Here is a 12558-nt window from a genome sequence, read left to right as displayed (position 1 = left end):
TTGAGATATCCCTATGCATTGCGCAGGGGGCGGGAATGCTCGCGGTGCGCCAATTCAGGCGGAGCGGAGCCCGTGCTGGTCATTATCCCAACGCCTATCCCTCCATCAACGGGCACCCGCTCCGTCAGTGCCGAGCAGGAGACGCGCCAGTCCGGCGCGGGCTTTCTACCAGAACGGCTGCTTGGCAAATGGAATCTCCACCCGCGCAGCATCATTTCTTGCTGATTTCGCCTCAAAAAGCAGTTAGCGCCGGCGAGAGGCGGGCGAACCGGCGAGAGCGGCGAGCCTAGGCCGCGAACTGCAGCGCGACGATCTTCTCGTAGTAGGAATTGGTCGCGGCAAGCTCGTCGTGGCGGCCCTGGGCAGCGATCCGGCCGTCCTGAACCAGCGCAATGCGGTCCGCCTCCTTCACCGTCGACAGGCGATGCGCGATCACCAGCACGGTCTTGTGCTGTGCCTGCGCGCGGATGTAGTCCTTGATGAGCTGCTCGTTTTCCGCATCGAGCGCCGAGGTTACCTCGTCGAGCAGCAGAATCGGCGCGTCCTTGATGATCGCCCGCGCCATGTTCAGCCGCTGGGCTTGCCCGCCCGAGATCATCGTACCCAGTTCGCCGACGTCGGTGTCATAGCCCTTCGGCAGCGCGGCGATATCGTCATGCAGGCCTACCGCGCGGCAGGCGGCCTCGATCTGGTCCTGGCTGACCGTCGCGTTGCGCAAGCTCAGATTGTCGCGGATCGAGCCGGCAAATATGAAGTTCGACTGGCCGACAAAGGAGATGGCGCCGCGCAGCGCGGCGTTGTCCAGTTCGGCAACGTCATTGCCGAACAGCTCGACCCGCCCGGCATCTGGCGCATGGAACTTGAGCAGCAGCTTGAACAGCGTCGATTTGCCCGCGCCTGACGGCCCGACGAGCGCGACCATCTCGCCCGGCGCGATCTCCAGATCGAGGCCTGTCAGGATCGGCTTTTCCTTGTCGTAGGAGAATTCGATGCCGCGGAAGGCGATCGCCGGCGCCGTAGCTTGCCCCTCGCCCATGACCGGGCCGGGAAGCTCCCGCGTGCCGCTCGGCTCGCTGTCATCGTTGTTGAGCAGGTCGAAGACCATCTGCACGCCCATGAACGACCGGCGGAGCTTGACCCGCATCTGGCTGAGCCGGCGCGCGGGATCGGCCGCCAGCAGCAGGGCCGTCAGAAACGACATGAATGTGCCGGCGTCATACGCGCCCGAGATCATCCGAAACCCGGCATAGAGGATGGCCAGGGACACCGCGATGCCGCCGACGGTGTCGAGCAGCGGGATCGGCGCGGCCTGCAATGCCGCCATGCGGTCGCGGCGGTCCTGAATGCGCTCGATGACCTCTTGGGAATCGTCGCGCTGTGCCCGTTCCAGATTGTACGCTTTGATAACCGGTATGCCCTGGACCGTCTCGCGCACCAGCCGATTCAGATCGGAAAAGCCCGCAAGTTCTTCCCGAGAGAGGTCTTTCAGTTTCTTCACGAGGACCGAAACGCCGTAGAACACGACGGGCGCCACCGTGAAACTCACAAGTGTGAGAACGGGGTCCTGTATCACCATCACCGCAACAAGAGCGGCGAGCGTCATCACGTCCCGCAATCCGTTGACGAGCACCAGGTTCAGGATCTGGTTGAAGGCCTGTGCCCCCTGGTTGAAGCGCATCAACAGTTCGTCAGAGCCGTTCTGGCTGAAGAAGTCGAGCCGCTGCGTGAGCACGTGGTTCATCAGCCGCTTCTGAATGTCGGCCACCATCGCGTTGGAAATGCGCTGGGAGAGAACCGTCTGGAAATAAGTGCTGAGGCCCTTCGCCAGGAAGATCGCTAGCACCATCACCACCAGCGGGATCAGCAGGTCGGCGTTGCGGTCGACGAACACGCTGTTGACGATGTCCTTGACCAGCCAGGCCGTGACGGCCGTGGCGCCCGAGGCGATGCCGATCAGGATGAAGATGACGATGTAGCGCCGCCAGAAGCGGTGAAAATACTCCCGGAAGATCTGGAGAAACAGCTCCACGTCGCCCTGGCGTATCTGCTCAAGCCAGTTGGCGATCCGGGCCGCCCACCATTCCTTGCCCAGCAAGCGCGGCATGAATGTCTCACCTTTGTGCGTCAATCCGGTGCGCCGCCGTGTGTGGCCAGCGCAAGGCTCCTGCATAGAGGATCAATGCGGCAAACGCAAAATGGCGCTGTTCGTTTTCCGAAGGCACCATCCGGTGTCCGGCTCGGCCTTGTCCACGCGGACTATCTTCAAGAGTCGGCCGATGACACATTGGTCGGGGCGATCTGGGTCAGTCCCTCGACACCGTCGCGCGCCGAACCCAGGAGAAATGCTTCCAGCCCCACCAGTTCGGTCGCGCGGTGGTAGCTGATCTCGGCGATATGGGTCACGGGTCCTGCGCCAAACAGGTTGCAGAATGACATGCGGAAGGTTTCTTCTGCGCCTCGCGCGAATGCGCCGGCTTTCGACAGTGGTCCGGCCAGGATCAGGCGCTCAGGCTGAACCACAGCGGCGATAGCGCCGACCGCAACGCCGAGCTGGCGGCCGCTGTCGTGGAAGACCTCCGCAATCCCTGTGTTGCCTGCGTTGGCTTCCTTGACGGCCTGCAGCAGACGTGCACGGAAAGAACCTTCAGGCCAGTCGGATGCTTTATCGGGCGCGAGGCGCTCGATCCGTTGCAGGATGTGCTCGCCGCTGACGCGGTCGCTCAGCCTCACGTAGTCCTGCTGGTCCCCTTCCGGCGTGTCCACCAGCATCTGGTTGATCGCGCCTTCGTTGCCCGATCCGCGCGACAGGGCACCGTTGACCAGGAGACTCGCACCCAAGCCGCTAGCGCCGTGAATGAGAAGGCTGTTGCGAGCTGGCCCGCGTTCGCCGTAACGCAGTTCAGCGAGGTGCAGGACATTGGCGACATTATCAAGGACGACAGGGCAACTGAGCGCCTGCTCGATGCGTCCACCGAAAGCATCGCGATCCCAGCGGATAAGTGGCGCGGAGAGAATGGCCCGGTTACGGCTGTCGACCGCACCGGCGACGGAAATCGACACGCCACTAAGCCGCTTGGCGGCATTGGGACCGTGAAATCCCTGTCGTTCCATCTCGGCGACGACGAAGTCCGCAACCTCTTCGGGCTTGCCGAGGCGCTCAAACCCGACCTGTCGCCGCCGATCAAGGCGCTGTTCGTCTACAATTGCAACCCCGTTACGGCCTCCGCCGATCAGGAAGGGCTCGTCCGCGGCCTGAAGCGCGAGGACCTTTTCACGATCGTCAGCGAGATCTTCCCGACCGACACCACAGACTACGCGGACATCATTCTCCCGGCCACCAGCCAGCTCGAACAGCTCGACCTCATGTATAGCTGGGGCCACTTCAACATGCAGATCAACAACCCGGCGATCCCGCCGCGCGGCGAGGCAGTTTCCAACACCGAACTGTTCCGCCGGCTCGCGCGGCGCATGGGCCTTGATGACCCCGCCCTGCAGCGCAGCGACGAAACGCTCACCCGCGAAGCCGTCGACTGGGAAGCGGAGAATGTCGCTGGCATCGACCTGGATCGGCTCGAACGGGACGGCTATGCGCGGCTGAACGTTGGTGCGCCCAATGAGCGTCGCCCGCATGCCGAAGGCAACTTCCCCACGCCCTCGGGCAAATGCGAACTGGCCAGCGCCGTTGCGCATGAGGGCGGGCGCTTGCTGGAGGTATATCGGCAGGGTTATTCCGGCAGTGACACCGGCGGCGCAGTCGATCCGCTGCCGGGCTATCGGCCGGAGGCGCAGGCCGAAAAGGAACCGTTCGTGCTGGTCTCACCGAAAACGCATCACTTCCTCAATTCCGGGTACGCCAACATGACAACGAAGCCTGAAGGCTTCGCGGAACAGCGCGTGTGGGTTCACCCGGAGGATGCTCAGCGAAAAGGCATTTCGGACGGCGACCCCGTGTGCGTATTCAATGATCAGGGCGCGGTCGAGGCCAAGGCGTTCATCACGGATGACACGCTCGCAGGCGTGCTCGTCATAACCCGCGGCTTCTGGCGCAAGCACGTGGGTGGAGCGACGGTCAACAGTCTGGTGCGTCATCGTCCTGCGGAGATCGGACAGGCGCCGACGATTAATGAGACGCGGGTGGATATCTGCGCGGTGTCGACGCCGGGCCCTTGGATCCGCTGACCACGCCCACCGATCAAGCCTGCGCTGCGGCCTCGCCTTTGCGGCGAGCAAAAGAGGCGCGCAGCCGCTCGATCAGCACGTAGATCACGGGGACCATCAAGAGCGACAGGATGGTTGCCGCCAGCATCCCACTGACCACGGTGACGCCCAGCGAGATGCGCGCATTGGCCCCGGCGCCAGTGGAGATAATCAGCGGCATCACCCCGAGGATGAACGACAGCGCCGTCATCAGGATCGGCCGCAGGCGCAGGCGGGCCGCCTCGATGACCGCATCGACCGAGCCCATGGCTTCACCTTTTTGGGCGCGTGCGAACTGCACGATCAGAATGGCGTTCTTGGCGCTCAGGCCCACAAGCATCAGCAGGCCGATCTGCCCAAAGATGTCGAGGTCCAGTCCGGCGATCGCCAGCCCGGAAATGGCGCCGAACGCCGCGAAGGGCACAGCCAGCACGACCACGAAGGGCAAAGACAGGCTCTCGAACTGCGCGCCGAGCACGAGGAACACCAGCAGCACCGCCAGTGTGAAGATGATAGGCGACCAGCCGGCGGCCTGCTTCTGCTGGAACACCGCGCCGGTCCACTCATAACCGAAAGCGCCGGGCAGGTTCTCGGCCGCGGTTTCTTCCACGCCCGCCACCAACTCGCCGGAGCTGATGCCGGGCGCGGGCTGCGCCTGAATTTCCACAGCCGGATAAAGGTTATAGCGCGACACGGCCTGCGGACCGGTGGTGTATTCCGCGTCAATGAGCGTTTCCAGCGGGACCATGTCGTTGCTGGCATTCCGCACCTTCAGCATAGCGATGTCGGCGAGCGAATCGCGTGCTTCCGTATCGGCCTGCACGAAGACGCGGTAGGTCTGGCCAAACTTGTTAAACTCGTTCACGAAGGTCGAGCCGAGGAAAGCCTGCGAAGTGTTGAACAGCCGGCCGATGGGCACACCCGCCTGCTCCGCGCGTTCGCGGTTCACGGTAAAGTCGATCTGCGGAACCCCGGCGCTAAACGTCGTGAAGGCGCGGCCGACCTCGGGACGCTCGTTGAGCGCGTCGATGAAGCTCTGAGCCTGCGCGGCCATGACTTTCGGATCCTGATACTCCAGCCCCTGCAACTGTAGCCGGACACCGCCGGTGGAGCCGACGCCGGGGATCGGCGGCGCGTTGAAAATCTGCACCTGCGCGTCCTGATAGCCCGCGAATTGCTTGCGAAGATCGGCGATAATCGCATTGACGTTCTGGTCTGGCGGACGGTCGGTCCAGCTTTCCAGGATCGGGATAAGGAAGCCGAAATTCGGAGCGTTAACATTGCCGACGAAACTGCTCCCGGCGATCGCCACCACATCGCGCACGCCCGTGACCCCCTGAATCGTATCCTCGATGTCAAAGACGACGTCGCGCGTGCGCTGGAACGAGGCTGCCTCGGGCAACTGAACGTTGACGATGAAATAGCCTTGGTCCTCCGAGGGCACGAAGCCGGTGGGCCGGTTGACGAACAGCACGACCGTCACGGCGACGATGGCAATGAACGCCGCGAACACCAGCCAACTGAGCCGCAGGAGCCACCGCAACAGCCAGACATAGCCCGTCCGGATGGCGTCGAAGCCGCGGTTGAACCAGCGGAACGGCAACGCCGGCTCTTCGGTGGCGGGCTTGAGGATAACGCGCGAAAGCGCAGGCGTGAGCGTGAGCGACATCAGGGTGGACAGCCCCACGGCAATCGCCACGGTCAGCGAAAACTGGTTGTAGAGCAGCCCACTGATCCCCGGAATGAACGCCACCGGCACGAACAGCGCGAACAGCACGGCGGTGGTCGCGATGATCGGTCCGATCACCTCCGACATGGCCGATCGCGTCGCCGTCTCGCGCGCCTCGCCTTCTGAGAGGTGGCGATTGACGTTTTCGACCACCACGATCGCGTCGTCGACCACCAGTCCAACCGCCAGGATCAGCCCGAGCAGCGTAAGCTGGTTCACCGAAAAGCCGAGGAGATACATCAACCCGAAGCTGCCCATCAGCGCGATGGGGATGACGAGCGAGGGGATCATCGTCGCCCGCCACTTCTGCAGGAAGACGAACACGACGAGCACAACAAGCAGGATGGCGAAGCCGAGCGTCTTCACGACCTCCTGCACCGCAGCAGTCACGAAGCGTGAGGTATCGAAGCCGATCTCGTAGCGGATGCCGTCAGGGAACCGCTGGGAAATCTCCTCCATTTCCGCGTTGATCGCGCTCAGCAGTTCCAGCGCGTTGGCGTCCGGGGCCTGGAAGATGCCGATCTGGGCCGCCGTGTTGCCCGAGTAATGCGCCGCGCTGCCATAGCTCTCGGCGCCGAGTTCCACGCGGGCGACATCGCCAACGGTCACGACCGTTCCGTCCGGTCGCGCCCTCAGCACGATCTCCTTGAACTGCTCCGCCGTTTCCAGCCGGCCCTTCGTGCTGACGGTGTAGGAGAAATCCTGCCCCTCCGGCGCGGGCTCCGCGCCGATCGCGCCGCCGGCGAAAGGTGCGTTCTGCTCGCGGATGGCAGTGATGACATCGACGGGGTCGAGCTTGAAATAGTCGAGCTTGGCCGGGTCCAGCCAGATGCGCATGGCATAATCGCGGCGCGTGAAATTCACCACCCGGCCCACGCCCTCCAGCCGGCGGATTCGATCGACGATGTTGATGGTCGCGTAGTTCGAGAGGAACAGCTCGTCGAAGCGCTCCGTTTGCCCGACAAGACTAATCACGGCCGTGATTTGCGGCGAGGCCGTCTCGATCGTGATGCCGCGATCGCGCGCTGCTGGCGGAAGCTGCGGGCGCGCCTCGTTCACCTCTGTCAGCACGTCGACGGAGGCGATGTCCGGGTCGGTCCCGACGGCGAAGGTGGCCGATACCGTGGCGACGCCATCGTTGCTGCTGGTGGACTGGATATAGATCAGGTTGTCGACGCCGTTGATCGCCTGTTCCAGCGGCGTGGCGACCGTATCGGCCACCGTGGCAGCATCGCCTCCGGTGAAGGTGGCCGTGGTGCGCACCTGCGGCGGGATCACGTTGGGATAGCGCGAGACGGGCAGAACCAGCAGCGCAACGCCGCCGAAGATCACCAGGATCAGCGCAATAACGGACGCGAAGATCGGCCGACTGATGAAGAAATGGATCAATTCATGCGTCCTTTCGCCCCGCCGCGTCGGCGATCGCCGTTTTCCTCGCCCTGTTCCGCGATGACCCGGACGGGCCTGCCGGACCGCACGGACTGCAGATTCCCGGCAACGACCCGATCGCCCTCGGCAAGATCGCCCTGAACAACCACCCGCTTGCCAACGGTCTGGCCGATTTCGACCGGAACGATCTCCACGGTATTGTCCGCGCTGATGACGTAGAGGGCGCGCTTGTTCTGCTGGGTAATGAGCGCCGCGGTCGGTGCCATCAGGCTTGGCTGCGTGCCAAGCTGCACTCGCACGCGGGCGAATTGACCGGGCACCAGCGTCTGGTCAGGGTTAGGCACCTCGCCGCGGACGCGGACCGTGTTGGTCGCGTTCTGCACCGCCGGCCCGAGTGCGGTGACCTCCCCTGAAACCGTGGTATCACGACCGTCTGGCGAGACCGTCAGGCGCAGCGGATGACCCAATCGGGCGCGGGCATCCTTCATTCGCGCGAGTTGGTCCGCGTTCGGGCGGAACTCGATCTCGATGGGATGAAAGTCCACCAGTGTGGTCAGGGTGGTCTGACCTTGAACGACCAGATCGCCCTCGTCGACGTCGGAAAAGCCGATCTTCCCGGCGAACGGCGCTTCGACACTGGCGAATTCAAGGTCGAGCTGCGCCTGACGGAGCCGCCCTTGCAGTTCCTCGATCCGGGCGGCAGCCTGATCGCGCTGGCTTCTCAGCTCGTCCAGCCGGCTGGTTTCCGCGTACTCCTTTTCCTCGAGATTGGCTATGCGTTCCGTCTCGCGTTGAAGAAAGGCCAGGTTCGCTTTCGCGCCCTGCAATGCCCCTTGCAGCTCCTTCAAGCGCGCCTCGAACGTGCGGGGGTCGATGCGGTAGAGAACTTCGCCCTTCTCGACAATCTCGCCTTCCTTGAAGGTGACCTCGGACACATAGCCCGTGACCCGGGCGCGCACCTCGACCTCGCGCCGCGCGAGAAGCCGCCCGCTGAACGAGAGCGCGACCGGGACCGCCTCACGTCGGATGTGCGCGATTCGCACGGGGACCGCCTGGCGCTCCGCCTGAGCCGGCTGCTGGTTGGCCGATTCTTTCGAGCGAAAAAGCTGGCGGACCTGGTCCGGCAACCCAGTCCCGGCGAGCATACCGAAGAGCGGCTGGCCCGACAGATAGAGCGAAAGTGCCAGAATGCCGCCTGCAAGGATGACAATGGCGACCAGTCCCGCGAGAGCGCGTCCGAAAAAGTGCGTCATCAAGACCTCGGGTCAAATGAAAGCGTCGCGTCACGCGATGCTCGACCGAGGATTCCGTAACACACATTCGATTTTAAACCCAGCAGAGGCAAGATTAATGTTTCGTAAAGGATAAATTGATCTCTGAATACGTTCATCAAAGGTCCATATCATATTCAAAATACGTTGCAGAAAATCGCGTCCAAAGAGGGCAACCGCACAGTTAATTGATGTTATATCTTCCTGTGACCTGAACGGGCTATGACCTGCGATAGGTGGATTCGTTGACGCCAACGCGGCTCTTAGCCAGGGGATAAAGCGACATGGCCGACGCAACCAAGAAGGCCGCGATCGTGACGGGTGCCGGATCGGGCATCGGCAAGGCGACGGCCAAGCGCCTTGCGCGCGACGGCTGGGCGGTGACGCTCAACGGCTTGCGACCCGAGAAGCTGGAACAGACCGCCAGCGAAATCGCTGCGCCGGAGCGCACGCTGATCGCCAGGGGTGATGTCAGCGACCCCGACGACGTGGATGCCATGTTCAAAGCGCATATGGAAACGTTCGGCCGGCTTGATGCGCTGGTGAACAACGCAGGCGTCTACGCCGGCGGGCCGATCGACGAGCTTGACTTCAGCGAATGGCGCAAGGTGATGTCGGTCAACGTCGACGCGCATTTCCACACGATCTCGCGGGCGGTCCCGCTGCTGGAGAAGACGGGCGGCTGCATTGTGAACGTGTCTTCGGTCTCGGGGCTCGGCGGCGACTGGGGAATGAGCCCCTACAATGCGTCAAAAGGCGCGGTAAGCAATTTCACCCGCGCGCTCGCTCTCGACCTCGCAGCGCGAGGCATTCGCGTGAACGCCGTCGCGCCGAGCCTGACCGAGACTGAAATGACCGATGACGTTCTGGACGACGAGCACACCATGGCGATGTTCCGCCAGCGCATCCCCATGGCGCGCGCTGCCAAACCCGAAGAGATCGCCGACGTGATCGCGTTTTTGACCAGTCACGACGCGCGCTTTGTGAACGGCGTCGTCCTGCCGGTAGATGGCGGCCTGAGCGCCTCGAACGGACAACCACATTTCGATTAGCCAGCCGGGGCAGCACTTCCCCGCCACTGCCGTCCCGAAAATGGATTGCCAGAGGCATCGCCCATGCCTAACTAACGCTTGCGCACGACGTCCGCGCATATGTGTCCGGCAATCTGCGATGTCATAACTGCGATACGCCAATCATGAGAGGCCAGCGCGGGGCGCCCGCCCAGCAAGTTCAACAGACCGGGGATCAGCAGCCGGGCGCCGTCCACGCGCTTTCAAGCACGGACGCACTCCACGCCGTCGGCGCCACGGCCGGGGGCCTGACATCCGAGGAGGCTGCGCGCCGGCTGGCGAACTACGGACAGAACCGGCTGCCCGAGCCGCCCAAACGCACCCCGCTGTTACGCTTTCTCAGCCACTTCCACAATGTGCTGATTTACGTGCTGATCGCCTCTGCAGCCGTCACGGCGATCCTCCAGCACTGGGTGGACACGGGCGTGATCCTTGCCGTCGTCCTTGTCAACGCGATCATCGGCTTCGTTCAGGAGGGCCGCGCCGAGCGGGCGATGGAAGCGATCCGCGGGATGCTGGCGCCGCGCTCGGCTGTTCTGCGCAACGGCCAGCGCCAGCGCGTCGACGCGGCTGATCTCGTGCACGGCGATATCGTGCTGCTGGAGGCTGGCGACCGCGTGCCCGCCGATCTGCGCCTGATCGAGGCGCGCGGTCTCAAGGCCGAAGAAGCCATCCTGACCGGCGAATCCGTGCCGGTGGACAAGGACACCAGGCCCGTGGCGGAGGAGGCGGCGCTTGGCGACCGTACCTCCATGCTCTTCAGCGGAACGCTCGTCGCCGCCGGTGCTGGCCGCGGCGTCGTGGTGGCGACCGGCCCATCCACCCAGATCGGCCGGATAAGCGGGATGCTGTCGCGCGTGGAAATGCTGACCACCCCGCTCGTCCGGCAGATGGACATATTCGCCCGCTGGCTTACGGTTTTCATCCTTCTCGTTGCCGCGGGCATTCTCGTCTACGGCTATTTCGTCGGCCACATGCCGTTCGCAGAGTTGTTCATGGCCGTAGTCGGCCTTTCGGTCGCCGCGATTCCCGAAGGTCTGCCCGCCGTGCTGACGATCACGCTCGCCGTCGGGGTTCAGGCGATGGCCCGGCGCAATGCAATCGTCCGCCGTCTGCCCGCGATCGAGACACTCGGCTCGGTCTCGGTGATCTGCTCTGACAAGACAGGCACGCTCACCCGCAACGAGATGATGGCGGTGACGCTCGCGGCGGCTGGAGACCACCTGTATTCTGTCGAGGGCAAGGGTTATTCGCCGGAGGGCGCCGTTCGCTGGCGCGAGGCCGATGCCCACCCGTCCGAGCACGCAATCCTGATGGAATTCGCCCGCGCCGCAGGTCTTTGCAATGACGCGGTTCTCCACGGCTTCGAGGACGGCTGGCGCGTCGACGGTGACCCGATGGAAGGCGCGTTGCTGGCCCTGGCCGGCAAAATTTCCAGAAATGGCCCGGAGCCATTCCCGAACTGGAGCCGCACCGACGTCATCCCCTTTGACGCGGCGCATCGCTACATGGCGGTCGTTCATCACGACCACGAAGGACACGCCTGCATCCATGTGAAAGGCGCACCGGAGGTGGTGCTCGGCATGTGCGCCAACCAGCGCACGCCGCAGGGCGGGACTGCGCCGCTCGACCGCGATTACTGGCACGAGATGATCGACTGCCTGGCAGCCGAGGGCCAGCGCGTGATCGCCGTTGCCGCGCGTCCGGTGGCCCAAGACCACACAATCCTCAACACGGAGGATCTTCAAGGAAAGCTGACGCTGATCGGGCTGATCGGGCTGATCGACCCGCCGCGCGCGGAAGCCGTCGAGGCGGTCGCCGAGTGCCATGCAGCAGGCATCCGCGTGAAGATGATCACCGGGGATCATGCCGTCACGGCGCGCGCGATCGCTGCGCAGATTGGCCTGAAAAACGCCGAGCGCGTGCTGACGGGTGCCGACATCGAGGGGATGGACGATGCCGCCCTCGCCGATGCGGCGGTAACAACCGACATTTTCGCGCGGACCTCGCCCGCCCACAAGCTGCGGCTGGTGACGGCGCTGCAGTCGCGCGGGCTGACGGTGGCCATGACCGGAGACGGCGTGAACGACGCCCCCGCATTGAAGCGCGCCGATGCCGGCATCGCCATGGGCCAGAAGGGCAGCGAGGCCGCCAAGGAAGCCGCCGAGTTCGTACTCGCCGACGACAACTTCGCCTCTATCGCAGCGGCTGTGCGCGAGGGGCGGACCGTCTACGACAACATCAAGAAGGTCATTAGCTGGACGCTGCCCACCAACGCGGGCGAAGCCATGACCATCATCGTCGCGCTGTTCGCCGGAATGGCGCTGCCGATCACCGCTATCCAGATCCTCTGGATCAACCTGATCACGGCTGTCACGCTTGGCCTCTCGCTTGCCTTCGAGCCGTCGGAGCCCGGCACCATGCGCCGTCCACCGCGGCCGCGCGAGGAGCCGTTGCTGACCGGCGAACTGGTCTGGCACATCGTGCTCGTCTCGACGTTATTCCTCCTCGCCGTGTTCGGCGTCTACGCCTATGCGATCGACAAGGGCTATTCGCAGGTGCTGGCCCAGACGATGGCGATGAACATGCTGGTGGTGCTGGAGATTTTCCACCTGTTCTTCATTCGCAACATCTACAGCACCTCGCTGAACTGGAATGCCGTCAAGGCAACGCGGGTCGTCTGGGCCTCTGTGCTGACGGTGATCGCCGCGCAGTTCGCCATCACCTACCTGCCGCTCATGCAGGCGGTCTTCGGGACGCAGGACGTGCCGTTCCTCGATGGCGTGCTGATCGTGGCGATCGGCGCCGTCTTCTTCGCGCTGATCGAGACGGAAAAGCAGATGCGGCTCGCCTTTCGGCGCCCGGCCGAGTTGCAGCATGGTTGATTGGGTCATACCGTCGG

General features: G+C 63.9%; 7 protein-coding genes. 3 read left to right on the top strand and 4 right to left on the bottom strand.

The window, feature by feature from the left end:
- Positions 1–286: 286 nt before the first annotated feature.
- On the bottom strand, positions 287–2104 hold the full coding sequence (locus BXY53_RS04150) for an ABC transporter ATP-binding protein (protein WP_170144332.1): 1818 nt from the start codon (positions 2102–2104) through the stop codon (positions 287–289).
- 158 nt (positions 2105–2262) lie between these two features.
- Positions 2263–3111, bottom strand: coding sequence for an ROK family protein (locus tag BXY53_RS04145; protein WP_119060627.1), 849 nt, complete (start codon positions 3109–3111; stop codon positions 2263–2265).
- On the opposite strand from BXY53_RS04145, the gene BXY53_RS04140 reads away from it, so the two are divergent.
- On the top strand, positions 3091–4179 hold the full coding sequence (locus tag BXY53_RS04140; RefSeq protein WP_170144330.1) for a molybdopterin-containing oxidoreductase family protein: 1089 nt from the start codon (positions 3091–3093) through the stop codon (positions 4177–4179). The two genes, BXY53_RS04145 and BXY53_RS04140, sit on opposite strands and share 21 nt — an antisense overlap.
- 13 nt (positions 4180–4192) lie before the next feature.
- Here the strand turns inward: BXY53_RS04140 and BXY53_RS04135 are convergent, their stop codons facing one another.
- Positions 4193–7315: an efflux RND transporter permease subunit gene (locus BXY53_RS04135; protein WP_119060625.1), complete on the bottom strand. Its 3123-nt coding sequence runs from the start codon at positions 7313–7315 to the stop codon at positions 4193–4195.
- Positions 7312–8568: an efflux RND transporter periplasmic adaptor subunit gene (locus BXY53_RS04130; protein ID WP_119060624.1), complete on the bottom strand. Its 1257-nt coding sequence runs from the start codon at positions 8566–8568 to the stop codon at positions 7312–7314. Before BXY53_RS04130 ends, BXY53_RS04135 begins: the two co-directional genes overlap by 4 nt.
- Positions 8569–8870: 302 nt before the next feature.
- Here BXY53_RS04130 and budC point away from each other — a divergent pair, with 302 nt between their 5' ends.
- Entirely contained in the window at positions 8871–9638 is a 768-nt protein-coding gene (budC, locus tag BXY53_RS04125) for a meso-2,3-butanediol dehydrogenase (protein WP_119060623.1), read from the top strand.
- 143 nt (positions 9639–9781) lie between these two features.
- Positions 9782–12541, top strand: a complete 2760-nt coding sequence (locus tag BXY53_RS04120; protein WP_119060622.1) for a cation-transporting P-type ATPase — start codon at positions 9782–9784, stop codon at positions 12539–12541.
- Positions 12542–12558: the final 17 nt, after the last annotated feature.

The organism is Dichotomicrobium thermohalophilum (assembly GCF_003550175.1).
GTDB lineage: Bacteria > Pseudomonadota > Alphaproteobacteria > Rhizobiales > Rhodomicrobiaceae > Dichotomicrobium > Dichotomicrobium thermohalophilum.
This window is presented reverse-complemented; position numbering and strand designations above follow the sequence as displayed.

Bases quoted from the DNA above. Each gene is read 5' to 3' on its own strand.
- budC (WP_119060623.1), top strand. From the start codon at position 8,871: ATGGCCGACGCAACCAAGAAGGCCGCGATCGTGACGGGTGCCGGATCG.
- BXY53_RS04120 (WP_119060622.1), top strand. From the start codon at position 9,782: ATGAGAGGCCAGCGCGGGGCGCCCGCCCAGCAAGTTCAACAGACCGGG.
- BXY53_RS04145 (WP_119060627.1), bottom strand. From the start codon at position 3,111: ATGGAACGACAGGGATTTCACGGTCCCAATGCCGCCAAGCGGCTTAGT.
- BXY53_RS04130 (WP_119060624.1), bottom strand. From the start codon at position 8,568: ATGACGCACTTTTTCGGACGCGCTCTCGCGGGACTGGTCGCCATTGTC.
- BXY53_RS04150 (WP_170144332.1), bottom strand. From the start codon at position 2,104: ATGCCGCGCTTGCTGGGCAAGGAATGGTGGGCGGCCCGGATCGCCAAC.